Source organism: Paracoccus rhizosphaerae (assembly GCF_026162645.1).
GTDB lineage: Bacteria > Pseudomonadota > Alphaproteobacteria > Rhodobacterales > Rhodobacteraceae > Paracoccus > Paracoccus rhizosphaerae.
In genome coordinates, this window is the sequence record NZ_JAOTBE010000002.1 from 40,827 (window position 1) to 52,817 (window position 11,991).

The window sequence follows — 11,991 nt, forward strand, 5'->3', positions numbered from 1 at the left end:
AACAGATCAGTGTGAATACATGCTGATCTGCTTGGCGTCGCTGCCCTTGGCGGTCATCGCCCGGCGCACGATCAGCCGGTTCAGCGCCCCCACATAGGCCTTGACCGAGGCCAGGATCGTGTCGGTGTCGGCGGCTTGGCCCGTGACGATGCGGCCCTCCTCCTCCATCCTGACACTGACGGTGGCCTGGGCGTCGGTCCCCTCGGTCACGGCATGAACCTGGTAAAGCTGCAGCCGCGCCTCGTGCGGGAAGATCTGGCGGACAGCGTTGAAGCAGGCGTCGACGGGGCCGTCGCCAGAGGTTTCGGCGCGTTTTTCCTCTCCGTCGACGATCATCGTCAGTTCGGCCGACTGACCGTCACTGCCGCAGACGACGCGCAGGTGCTTGACCTGCAGGTGGTCGTCGTCGGTGTTGGCGGCCGCGTCCAGCACCAGCGCGACGATGTCCTCGTCATAGACCTCCTTCTTGCGGTCGGCGAGCGCCTTGAACCGCACGAAGATGTCCTTCAGCTGATTGTCGCCCACCTCGAAACCCAGGTCGGCCAGCTTGGCGCGCAGGGCGGCGCGGCCCGAATGCTTGCCCATGGCGATGTTGTTTTCGGTCAGGCCGATATCGGCCGGGCGCATGATCTCGAACGTCTCGACGTTCTTCAGAACGCCGTCCTGGTGGATGCCGCTTTCGTGCAGGAACGCGTTCTTGCCGACGATCGCCTTGTTGAACTGCACCGGAAACCCCGACACCGCGGCCACGCGGCGCGAGATGCCCATGATCTTTGTCGTGTCGATCCCGGTCTGGAACGGCATGATGTCGTTCCTGACCCGCATGGCCATCACCACCTCCTCGAGCGCGGTGTTGCCGGCGCGTTCGCCCAGACCGTTGATCGTGCACTCGATCTGGCGCGCACCAGCCTCGACCGCGGCCAGGGCGTTGGCGGTCGCCATCCCCAGGTCGTTGTGGCAATGCGTGGCGAAGATGATGTTTTCCGACCCCGGCACGCGCTCCAGCAGCATGCGGATCAGGTCGGCCGATTCGCGCGGCGCGGTATAGCCGACGGTATCAGGGATGTTGATCGTCGTGGCACCGGCCTTGATGGCGATCTCGACCACACGGCACAGATAGTCGTGTTCGGTCCGCGTCGCATCCATGGGCGACCACTGGACGTTGTCGCAGAGGTTTCGGGCATGGGTCACGGTCTGCTCGATCCGTTCGGCCATCTGGTCCATGTCCAGGTTCGGAATGGCGCGGTGCAGCGGCGAGGTGCCGATGAAGGTGTGGATGCGCGGCTGGCGGGCGTGCTTCACGGCTTCCCAGCAGCGGTCGATGTCGGGGATCTGCGCGCGGGCCAGGCCGCAGATCACGCTGGTCCGGGCCAGCCTGGCAATTTCACTGACGGCAGCAAAGTCGCCCTCGGACGCGATGGGAAAGCCGGCCTCGATCACGTCGACGCCCATCTCGTCCAGCATGGCGGCGATTTCCAGCTTTTCGGCATGGGACATGGTGGCGCCGGGCGATTGTTCGCCGTCGCGCAGGGTGGTGTCGAAGATGACGACGCGGTTCTGATCGGTCATGGGATGCGGTCCTTCTTACGGATGTCTGGCTGTAGGAAACCGGGCGCCGACCTGACTGAGCGGTGGCCCGGGGACCCGCTCAGCGCAGCGTAAGAAGCAGCAGACCGCGAAGTTGCACGGCCAGTCGCGCGCCTTGCGGCGCGGTCGGGGCGGTGGCGATGTGGCGCATCCGGGTCATCGCGCGAATATGCCGCCTTAGTCGTCGCTTGAAAACCCCAAACCGGCAGCAGATCGCGCCCGATAGGCAGGCAGGGTGCTTGCCATTCCATCGGGCGTCATTGTAGCGACACATTTCCGCTGGCCGGATCGACCCCGGCTGCCTATCCTTTTGGCACGATAACAAGAACGACAACCAACAGATGAGGGAACGATGTCACGCAAGATCGTCGTCGGGTTCGACGGCAGCGACGCTTCGCTGCGCGCGCTCGATTTCGCCATCACGCGCGCGCAGGCCCAAGGCGACAGTATCCTGATCGCGCATGTGCTTGAATGGTCGCCCTACAGCTTTCTGACCCCCAGCGAGGTCGAGGAACGTCACCGCCGCCGCACCGAGGAGTTGCAGCGGGCCGAGACCGCGATTCTGACCCCCGTCCTCAAGCGCGTCGAGGAAGCGGGCATCCCCGTCTCAACGTCGATCCGCTATGGCCACATCGCCGAAACGCTCTGCCGCATCGCGCGGGACGAAGGCGCGGCGATGATCTTCATCGGCCGCATGGGCGATTCGGGCTTTGCCTCGCGCATCTTCGGATCGGTCGCGGCGACACTGGCGCAGGTCGCGCCGGTGCCTGTGGTGATCGTGCCATGACCGGTCAGGCCAAGCGAACAACAGGGACAATCACAATGACAGCATTTCCGAAAGCGTCGATTGCCGCCGCCCTTATGGCCTTGTCCGGTGCGCCGGCCGGCGCCCAAGGCATCGACGAGACGGTCAACCAGATCTTCGCCGACTCGACCGGCTGGTTCGTCAACCTGATCTTCTCGAACTTTCCGGGGACGAGCTTTCCCTGGATCGTCGGTTGGCTGGTCGTGGCCGCGACCATCTTCACGATCTATTTCGGCGTCATCCAGTTCCGCGCCTTCGGCCACGCGATCGCCCTGGTGCGCGGCGATTATTCGAACCCCGACGACGCCGGTGAGGTCAGCCACTTCCAGGCGCTGACGACCGCGCTATCGGGTACCGTGGGCCTTGGCAACATCGCTGGCGTCGCGGTGGCCGTTGGCATCGGCGGGCCCGGCGCGACCTTCTGGATGATCCTCGCCGGCCTTCTGGGCATGGCGTCGAAGTTCACGGAATGCACCCTGGGGGTGAAGTACCGCAACGAATACGCCGACGGCACCGTGTCTGGCGGCCCGATGTACTACATGACCAAGGGCTTTGCAGCGCGCGGCCTGCCCGGCGGCAAGGTTCTGGCGGTGCTGTTTGCGGTCTTCTGCATCCTGGGCAGCTTTGGCGGCGGCAACATGTTCCAGTCGAACCAGGCCCATGCCCAGATCATCAACGTTGTCGGAGATTATCCCGGCTGGATCACCGGGCTTGTCATGGCGATCATCGTCTTTTTGGTGATCGTCGGCGGCCTGAAATCCATCGCCAGCGTGACCGAGAAGGTCGTCCCCTTCATGGCCGCGCTCTATGTGATCACCGCGCTGATCATCATCGCCATGAACTACGACATGATCGGCACGGCCTTCCGGCAGATCTTCGTCGGGGCCTTCACCAACGACGGCGTCGTGGGCGGGGCCATCGGCGCCCTGATCCAAGGCTTCCGCCGCGCGGCCTTCTCGAACGAGGCCGGCATCGGCTCGGCCGCCATCGCCCACAGCGCGGTGCGCACCAAGGAACCGGTGACCGAGGGCTTCGTGTCGCTGCTGGAACCCTTCATCGACACGGTCGTGATCTGCACCATGACCGCGCTGGTGATCATCATCACCGGGCAGCTTGTCGTCGATCCTGCTACTGGCCTCTTCCTGCAGAACGAGGCTGGCAACCAGATCCAGACGGTGACCGGCAACAGCGGCGTCGCGCTGACCTCGGACGCGTTCAGCAGCGCCTTCGGCTGGTTCCGCTATATCCTGGTGCTGGCGGTCGTGCTCTTCGCCTTCTCGACCATGATCTCGTGGAGCTATTACGGCCTCAAGGCCTGGACCTTCCTCTTCGGCGAGGGGCAGACGAAAGAGCTGATCTTCAAGATCATCTTCTGCCTGTTCGTGGTCATCGGCGCGTCGGCCAACCTGGGGCCCATCATCGACTTCTCGGACGCGGCAATCTTCGCGATGGCGATCCCGAACATCATCGCGCTCTATCTGCTGATGCCGATCGTCAAGGCCGAGACGCGCAGCTATCTGGACCGCCTGAAGACGGGCGAGATCCGCAAGTTCGCCTGACGCCACGGCGGACGGCACGGCAACGGGCGGATGCCGCGCGCACCCGCCCGTTCTTTTTGCGCTGCCTGACGATGGTCACCGGCGGCAGGCTGTGGCAAGGGGCACCACCCGGACCGCCGCCACGAGGAACAGATGACCACCCCACCCTTCGTCCACCCCGGCATGCGCCTGCCCTTCGTGCTGCTGGTGACCTGTTTCGCGGCCTGGGGCATCGCGGCCAACATGACCGACCCGCTGGTGCAGGTCTTCTCGCGCATCTTCTCGATGTCGACGCTGCAGGCGTCGCTGGTGCAGTTCGCCTATTACGGCGCCTATTTCCTGCTGGCGCTGCCCGCGGCCTTCATCAACCGCCGCTGGTCGTTCAAGACGGGCATCCTGACCGGCCTCGGCTGCGCGATCCTGGGGGCGTTCCTGTTCTATCCGGCCGCGCAGGCGATGACCTTCGGCTTCTTCCTGGCGGCGCTGTTCCTGCTGGCGGGCGGGCTGTCGATCCTGGAGACATCGGCCAATCCCTTCGTGATGGCGATGGGCCCCGGGGCCAACGCCACCCGCCGCCTGAACCTCGCGCAGGCGTTCAACCCGGTCGGCACCAACATCGGCGTCTTCCTGGCGGCGACCCTGATCCTGCCGCAGCTGAACCAGGCCAGCGCCGCCGACCGCGCCGCCATGACCGCCGGCGCGTTGCGCGCCGTCCAGCAGGCCGAGCTGCAGGCCGTCATGACCCCCTATGTCGGCTTCGCCTTCGTGCTGCTGGCAATCTGGGTGGCGATCGCGCTGATCCGCATGCCGACCCGCCGCGAGGCCGCCGAAGGCGGCGCCGTCCATTTCGGCGCCACGCTGCGGCGGCTGTCGCGCAACCGCCATTACGTCTTCGGCGTCGTCGCCCAGTTCTTCAACGTCGCCGCTCAGACCTGCATCTGGACCTTCACCATCCAGTACGCGATGGCGACCCTTGGCGGGACCGAGGCGCAGGCCGGCTGGTACCTGCAGGCCAGCCTGATCGTGTTCCTGGTTTCGCGCTTCGTGATGGTCGGCCTGATGGGGGTGGTCCGCCCGGCCCTTCTGCTGGCGGGGATGGCGCTGGCCGGGACCGGTCTGTGCCTGTTTGCCGCCGGAGGTCCGGGCATGGCCGGCGTATGGGCGGTGGTCGCGCTGTCGGCCTGCCTGTCGCTGATGTTCCCCACCATCTACGGCATCGCGCTGGAGGGGCTGGGCGAGGATACCAAGTTCGGCGCGGCGGGTCTTGTCATGGCGATCCTGGGCGGCGCGCTGATGCCGATGGTCCAGGGCGCCATCCTGGACGCGCAGGGGGCGCAGCTGTCCTTCGTGGTGCCGGGGCTGTGCTTCCTGGTCGTCGCGGCCTTCGGCGTCTTCGACCTGCGCAGGCGCCGCTGAGTCTCAGCCCCGCGCGGGGATCAGCTGCTGCGCGGCGCCTGCCAGCAGCAGCCAGACCGACGTCAGCACCAGGCCCCAGTTCGCCCAACTGGCCGGGTGGAAATCCACCACCGCCGCCCAGCAGGCGAACAGCACCCACAGGATCGCCACCGGCAGCGACACGACGCGCCAGCGCTCGGTCCGGACGGGGTGGATGAACTTGATGTTGGTGAACATCGCCACGCTGAGGATCACCACGATCGCCAGGATGACGGTCCAGTGCGGCTCGACCGCGAACAGGACCAGCACCACCATGTTCCAGCAGCCGGGAAAGCCCGCGAAGGAATTGTCGCGCGTCTTCATGCGGGTGTCCGCGAAATAGACCACGCTGGCGAAGACGATCACGATGATCGCGAACCAGCCGGTCCAGCCAGACAGCAGATCAGACTGGAACAGCGCGAAGGCCGGGATGAACACATAGGTCAGATAGTCGATGATCAGGTCCATCAGGACGCCGTCATAGGACGCCCAGTTGGTCTTGACGTCGTAGCGGCGCGCCAGTGGGCCGTCGATGCCGTCAACGGCGAAGGCCGCGACCAGCCACAGGAACATCAGCGCCCATTCCTCGTCGGCGGCGGCCAGCATGGCCAGCATCGACAGGACCGCGCCTGTGGCGGTCAGAAGGTGGACGGCAAGGGCTTTGTATTTCAGCTGCATGTCGTTTTTGTCGCAGGTTGCCCCCCGGTCCGCAACCTCGCAAGGCCCGAATATGGCAGACGGATCAGCGCAGGATCGGCGGGCGCGGGGGTTTCGGTGTTTCGGGTTCCGGCTGCGGCGGCGTCAGGTCGAACAGCAACGCACCCGGCGGCGGCGAGGGTTCCGAAAAGCTGATGTCGACGCCGCCCGGCTGCGGCGGCAGGAAAGCCAGCGTCTCGGCCAGGGCCTTGGCGATGGCGGCGTGACGGTCAGCGGGCGCGCCAGCGATCAGCAGCAGATGGCCCTGCCCGCCCGCGACGCCGACCAACGCGGCGCCAGCGATCAGCCCGCGCATGTCCGCCAGACGCTGCCCCAAGGGGCCCGACAGCGCCTGGGCCACGTCGGGCGCGGGGGCGGTCAGGCGCAGCCGGGCCTCAGCCTCCTCGGGGGCGGCGGCCAGGGCGCCTGTCAGCCAGTCCAGCATCGCGGCGTCCAGCAGCATCTCGGACGGGTGGCCCGGGTTGACCAGCAGCCCGGCCCCCTCGGCGCGCAGCAGCCCCGCAAGGACCCGCCCCGGCATCGCCGCATACGCCACTGGCTGCCCGAAGAAGCCCGCCAGCCGATCCTCGGTGTCGCAGGCCAGCGCGACCTGCGCCCCCTCCAGCGGGAACATCCGCAGCTCGATCCGGTCGTCCGAGGGTTCGCGCACCAGCGCGACAGCCAACTCGGTATCGGCCAGCCGGGACAGCATCCGCGACCGCTGCAAGGCGTCGGCGTCATGGAAGGGAACCGGGGCAAGATCGTCCAGCGCGGTCACGGGCAAGGCCTTTCCTTTGGTCGCCCCTGCCCTAGTCGCGCGCCCGCCCGCACGCAAGCGTGATTGCCGCATTGGCGCGCCTGCCGCCATATTTACGGTCATGAACCGCCGCACCCTGATCCTGACCGCCGCCACGGCACCGCTGCTGGCCGCCCCCGGCCTGGCCCGCGCTGCCCTGCCGGCCGTCCTGACCCAGGCCGCCCGGCTTGATCCCTTGCGCGCCGTCGCCGTCTGGCGGGGCGACGGCGGCACCGGGTCCGAGATCGCGGCCGAGGGGTATCACGGCTTCACCCCCGACAGCCCAACGAACATCAAGTCGGCGTCCAAGTCGATCATCTCGGCGCTGGCGGGCATTGCCATCGACCGCGGCCTGCTGGAGGGGACCGGCCAGCCGATCGCCCCCCTGCTGCAGGACGATCTGCCCGACGATCCCGACCCGCGGCTGGCGCAGGTGACGATCGGCAACCTGCTGTCGATGCAGGCGGGGCTGGAGAGGCAGTCGGGCCCGAACTATGGCCGTTGGGTCAGCAGCGCGAACTGGGTTAGGGCGGCGCTGGCCGCGCCCTTTACGCAGGACCCCGGCGGGCGGATGCAGTATTCGACCGCCTCGACGCATCTTGTCGCGGCGATCCTGACGCGCGTGACCGGGCGCCCGCTGCGGGAGGTCGCCGCCGACTGGCTGGCGCCGATCCCGGGCTTCCGGATCACCGGTTGGGACCGCGATCCCCAAGGCATCTATCTGGGCGGCAACCAGATGGCGATGAGCACGCGTTCGCTTCTGGCTTTCGGCGCCACCTATGCGCGGAACGGACAGGCGGACGGGCGCCAGGTCGTGCCGCCGGACTGGATCGAGGACAGCTGGGAGCGCCGGACCTCCAGCATCTTCAGCGGCCAGGGCTATGGTTATGGCTGGTTTCTGGGCCGGATGGACGGGCGGGACGTCCGCTATGGCTGGGGCTATGGCGGGCAGATGATATATGTCTTTCCGGCCGCGCGCGGTCAGCCGGCGCTGGCCGTCGCCATCACCTCGGACCCCGACCAGCCGTCGGCGCGCACCGGCTATCGCGACGACCTGCACCGGCTTGCGCAGAGCATCCTGCGCGCCGCCTGAGCGTCAGTCGATGAAGTCTCCGGCCTGGAAGTTGCCCAGGTTGCCCAGAAGCTGGCCGATGACCGAAACCTCGACCACGCTGCCTTCGGTCACGCGGCGCGACAGGGTGACGACGCGGCCCTGCTCCAGCCCGAAACGCTCGACATTGCTGACGACGCCGTCCGGCGCGAACGAGATGGCGACGACCTCGCGGTTGATCTCCTCGGGGGCGGCGGGACCCACGCGGCGCCAGCGCGACCCGACATAGTACCACCCCGACCCGGTCAAGAGCCCCTGCGCCGAAGGCCGCCCCACAAGCGCCGGCAGATCGTCGCGCGTCGTCTGCCCCGGCACGACCTGCGCCAGTTCGACGTCCGGCGGGACATAGCCGTGGTTGCGATAGATCGGCGCGCAGGCGGCAAGCCCGAGGATGGCCAGAAACGCCAGTGTCATCAGGCTTCTGATGGCGGCCATGTGGGTTATCTCCTTGGGGCGGTTGACGCGGCCCGCCCTGCCTAGCAAACTCGGCCACCCTGCTCAAGAATGTCAATCTGCGGGCCGCGCCCCGCGCTACACGATCCCGAAAGCCGCCATGACCGCACCCGAATCGCATCCGCAGCGCCTGCGCGTCGCGCACCTGAATCCCAACACCCCAACGCCGTTCCATCTGGCGCCGGACGCCGATACCCGCGCCGCACTGGCCGAGGAGCTGGGCATCGACGCCCTGTCGCGCCTGGATTTCCGGGGCGAACTTCGCGCCCATGGCCACGACGGCTGGTTGCTGACCGGCAAGCTGGCCGCGCGTGTCACGCAGCCCTGCGTGGTGACGCTGAAGCCCGTGCGCAGCGACATCAGCGATGACGTGCGCATCCAATTCACCCCCCATGTCGCCGCGCCCGAGGGCGACGAGGTCGAGATGCCGGACGAGACGCTGGAGCCGCTTGGCAGCTTCATCGACCTGACCGCGATCATGGTCGAGGCGCTCAGCCTGGCGCTGCCGGAATATCCGCGCGCCGCAGGGGCCGAGCTTGCGTCCCCAGACCAGCCCGATGATCAGGCCGGGGACACCCGCCGCCCCTTTGCGGGTCTGGACAAGCTGCTGGGGGGAAAGTCGGACGAATCCTGACTGTGGCCGCCCCGCCACATGCCGCGCCGAATGGCGCCCAAGGCGCGCGTCTGGGGGAGAAATTGATATCGAAACGCGCGACAGGGGGCGGAACGCGGCGCAATTTCCCGACCTCCCCTGGCCTTCGGGGCTTGCGGGCGCGGCGTTCATCGCGTATCTGCGCGGTTCATTTACGAATTCAAATCTCCGGTGCCCTCGCGTCAAGGCGCAGCACCCTGACAACCGAGGTGGTGACATGGCTGTCCCTCAGAATCGCGTAACCCGCTCCAAGCGCAACATGCGTCGCGCGCATGACTCGCTGGTGGCCGGCAATCCGAATGAATGCTCGAACTGCGGCGAACTCAAGCGTCCGCACCACGTCTGCCCGTCCTGCGGCCACTATGCCGACCGCGAAGTGATCGCGCAGGCGAACGAGATCGACCTGGACGACGACGCGGCCTGATCCAGGCTTGCAGCGTCCCCTGATGACCGTCGATACCGCGACCATGCCGGCACCGCGCGCCTCCGCAACAGGGGGAAGCGTGGTGATATCGGTTGACGCCATGGGCGGCGATCGCGGTCCCGCGGTCGTGGTCGCCGGCATGGCCGAAAGCGCCGAGAAGAACCCCGAGATCCGCTTCATCGTCCACGGCGACGAGACCGAGCTGTCGGGGCTGATCGCGCGCCGCAAGGTGCTGCAGGGCCGCTGCGACATCCGCCATGCCGCAGGTGTCGTAACGATGCACGACAAGCCGAGCCAGGTCGTTCGCAAGGGCGAGGGAAGCTCGATGTGGTCGGCCATCGAATCGGTCAAGCAGGGTGAGGCATCGGTCGCCGTGTCCTGCGGCAACACCGGTGCGCTGATGGCGCTGTCGATGCTGCGCCTGCGCAAGCTGCCGGGCGTGAATCGTCCCGCCATCGCCTGCCTGTGGCCCTCGCGCAACCCCCAAGGGTTCAACATCATGCTGGACGTGGGCGCGGACATCCGCGCCGATGCGCATGACCTGCTGCAATATGCGTTGATGGGCGCCTCCTATGCCCGCAACGGGCTGGGCGTGAAGATGCCGCGCGTCGGTCTCCTGAACGTCGGGACCGAGGAACACAAGGGCCGGGCCGAGCTGAGGCAGGCCCACGATATGATCGAGGCCGCCGCCACCGACAGCTTCACTTATGTCGGCTTCGTCGAGGGCGGCGACCTGCCGTCGTCGCGCGTCGATGTGATCGTCACCGACGGATTTACCGGCAACGTGGCCTTGAAGACCGGCGAGGGGACGGCCAAGCTGGTCGGAGATTTCCTCAAGGACGCCTTCTCGAACTCCATCATGTCGAAATTTGCGGCCGTCCTGGCCATGACCTCGCTGAAGCGCCTGCAAAAGCGTATCGACCCGCGCCGCGTGAACGGCGGCATCTTCCTTGGGCTGAACGGCACCGTGGTGAAATCGCACGGCTCGGCCGACGCCACCGGCGTCTCGGCCGCGATCAAGCTGGCCTTCACCTTGGCCAAGTCGGGCTTCCAGGATCGCCTTGCCGCCCGCGTGGCGCAAAGCGCCGCCGCCCCGACCGGCACCGAGGCATCGTCTTGACCCGCCGTGCCGTCATCCGCGGCACCGGCCATTATCTGCCGGAACGCGTCGTCGAGAACAGTTGGTTCGAGGGCCGGCTGGACACGACCGACGAATGGATCCGGACCCGCACCGGGATCGAGCGCAGGCATTTCGCGGCTGAGGGCCAGACCACCAGCGACCTGGCGATCCGCGCCGCCCGCGCGGCGCTCGACCGCGCCGGCATGACGGCCGACGACATCGACGGGATCGTGCTGGCGACCTCGACCCCGGACTTCACCTTCCCGGCCGTCGCGACGATGGTTCAGGCGGGGCTGGGCATGCGGCGCGGCTTCGCCTTCGACGTGCAGGCGGTCTGCGCCGGCTTCGTCTTCGCACTGGCCAATGCTGACGGCATGATCCGCTCGGGCCAAGCGGATCGCGTGTTGGTCATCGGGGCCGAGACGTTCTCTCGCATCATGGACTGGACGGACCGCGGCACCTGCGTGCTGTTCGGCGACGGCGCCGGCGCCGTGGTGGTCGAGGCGCAGAACGGCGCCGGCACGTCAGACGACCGCGGCATCCTCTCCAGCGACCTGAACAGCGACGGCACCTATCGCGAACTGCTCTATGTTGATGGCGGCGTGTCGGCCACCGGCACGACAGGCCAGCTGCGGATGCAGGGCAACCTCGTCTTCCGCCATGCAGTGGAAAAGCTGGCCAAAACCGCGCATACCGCCCTGGACAAGGCCGGGCTGACGGGCGCGGACGTGGACTGGCTGGTGCCGCACCAGGCCAACATGCGGATCATCACCGCGACCGCCCAGAAGATGGGCCTGCCGCTGGAGAAGGTCGTTCTGACCGTCGCCGATCACGGCAACACCTCGGCCGCGTCGATCCCGCTGGCGTTGTCGGTGGCCGATACCGCCGGACGCTTCCAGCCCGGCCAGCTTCTGGTGACCGAGGCGATCGGCGGCGGCCTCAGCTGGGGTTCGGTCGTCCTGCGCTGGTAGGCGTCACTTCAGCAGCGCATCCTTGCTGGCGCGGCGGTTCATCCCGCCAGCGGGACGCCGCGTCCGGTCGTGCCCCGACTGACAATCCACGCACAGCTTGACCCCCGGCTGCGCCAGCCGGCGCGCCTCGGGAATGGGTTCATCGCATTCGGCGCAATGGGTGGCGCTGTCGCCCTGTGCGGCACGCCGGGCCGCAGCCTCGCGTGCCCGGGCGACGGCCTCGGCCGTGCTGATCTCGATCTGTTCATTTACCGCGTCGTCGCGGGCCCATCCGCCGGCCATGCGTCTTCTCCTATATATCTGAACAAGATGGGCGCGGCTGGACCGAAATGCAATTCCGGACCGGTTGACAGCATCGCGGCCAGCGGAAAGACTGCCGGCAATGCAGGCGCGGCGACAGCCCC

The 11,991-nt window shown here is 67.4% G+C and carries 13 protein-coding genes; 8 read left to right on the forward strand and 5 right to left on the reverse strand.

Annotation, left to right across the window (positions count from 1 at the left end; translation table 11 throughout):
* Positions 1–6: 6 nt before the first annotated feature.
* Positions 7–1,569, reverse strand: a complete 1,563-nt coding sequence (locus OC184_RS01335) for a 2-isopropylmalate synthase (protein ID WP_265505378.1) — start codon at positions 1,567–1,569, stop codon at positions 7–9.
* Positions 1,570–1,939: 370 nt separating this feature from the next.
* Here OC184_RS01335 and OC184_RS01340 point away from each other — a divergent pair, with 370 nt between their 5' ends.
* The 3 genes from OC184_RS01340 to fucP all read left to right on the forward strand — a co-directional run bounded on the left by OC184_RS01340 (position 1,940) and on the right by fucP (position 5,346).
* Entirely contained in the window at positions 1,940–2,374 is a 435-nt protein-coding gene (locus OC184_RS01340; protein ID WP_265505379.1) for a universal stress protein, read from the forward strand.
* 35 nt (positions 2,375–2,409) lie between these two features.
* The gene (locus OC184_RS01345) at positions 2,410–3,951 is read left to right on the forward strand and encodes an alanine/glycine:cation symporter family protein (RefSeq protein WP_265505380.1); all 1,542 of its coding nucleotides are present in this window, start codon (positions 2,410–2,412) and stop codon (positions 3,949–3,951) included.
* 132 nt (positions 3,952–4,083) lie between these two features.
* The gene (fucP, locus tag OC184_RS01350; protein WP_265505381.1) at positions 4,084–5,346 is read left to right on the forward strand and encodes an L-fucose:H+ symporter permease; all 1,263 of its coding nucleotides are present in this window, start codon (positions 4,084–4,086) and stop codon (positions 5,344–5,346) included.
* A gap of 3 nt (positions 5,347–5,349) precedes the next feature.
* On the opposite strand, the gene OC184_RS01355 is transcribed toward fucP, so the two are convergent.
* Positions 5,350–6,042 (reverse strand): CDP-alcohol phosphatidyltransferase family protein, encoded by a 693-nt coding sequence (locus OC184_RS01355; RefSeq protein WP_265505382.1) that lies wholly within the window; start codon positions 6,040–6,042, stop codon positions 5,350–5,352.
* 64 nt (positions 6,043–6,106) lie between these two features.
* Positions 6,107–6,838: an SseB family protein gene (locus OC184_RS01360; RefSeq protein WP_265505518.1), complete on the reverse strand. Its 732-nt coding sequence runs from the start codon at positions 6,836–6,838 to the stop codon at positions 6,107–6,109.
* 100 nt (positions 6,839–6,938) lie between these two features.
* On the opposite strand from OC184_RS01360, the gene OC184_RS01365 reads away from it, so the two are divergent.
* Positions 6,939–7,949 carry a serine hydrolase domain-containing protein gene (locus OC184_RS01365; protein ID WP_265505384.1) on the forward strand — a complete coding sequence of 337 codons (1,011 nt, stop codon included), beginning with the start codon at positions 6,939–6,941 and terminating at the stop codon, positions 7,947–7,949.
* Positions 7,950–7,952: 3 nt separating this feature from the next.
* Here the strand turns inward: OC184_RS01365 and OC184_RS01370 are convergent, their stop codons facing one another.
* On the reverse strand, positions 7,953–8,402 hold the full coding sequence (locus OC184_RS01370) for an outer membrane protein assembly factor BamE (RefSeq protein ID WP_265505385.1): 450 nt from the start codon (positions 8,400–8,402) through the stop codon (positions 7,953–7,955).
* 118 nt (positions 8,403–8,520) lie between these two features.
* On the opposite strand from OC184_RS01370, the gene OC184_RS01375 reads away from it, so the two are divergent.
* The 4 genes from OC184_RS01375 to OC184_RS01390 all read left to right on the forward strand — a co-directional run bounded on the left by OC184_RS01375 (position 8,521) and on the right by OC184_RS01390 (position 11,587).
* Positions 8,521–9,054: a YceD family protein gene (locus OC184_RS01375; protein ID WP_265505387.1), complete on the forward strand. Its 534-nt coding sequence runs from the start codon at positions 8,521–8,523 to the stop codon at positions 9,052–9,054.
* Between the two features lie 235 nt (positions 9,055–9,289).
* Positions 9,290–9,496, forward strand: a complete 207-nt coding sequence (gene rpmF / locus OC184_RS01380; protein WP_265505389.1) for a 50S ribosomal protein L32 — start codon at positions 9,290–9,292, stop codon at positions 9,494–9,496.
* Between the two features lie 43 nt (positions 9,497–9,539).
* A complete protein-coding gene (gene plsX / locus OC184_RS01385) occupies positions 9,540–10,616 on the forward strand; it encodes a phosphate acyltransferase PlsX (RefSeq protein WP_378925770.1) in 1,077 nt (358 codons plus the stop codon).
* Positions 10,613–11,587 (forward strand): beta-ketoacyl-ACP synthase III, encoded by a 975-nt coding sequence (locus OC184_RS01390; protein WP_265505390.1) that lies wholly within the window; start codon positions 10,613–10,615, stop codon positions 11,585–11,587. Before plsX ends, OC184_RS01390 begins: the two co-directional genes overlap by 4 nt.
* 3 nt (positions 11,588–11,590) lie before the next feature.
* Here the strand turns inward: OC184_RS01390 and OC184_RS01395 are convergent, their stop codons facing one another.
* Entirely contained in the window at positions 11,591–11,869 is a 279-nt protein-coding gene (locus OC184_RS01395) for a DksA/TraR family C4-type zinc finger protein (protein WP_265505391.1), read from the reverse strand.
* Positions 11,870–11,991: the final 122 nt, after the last annotated feature.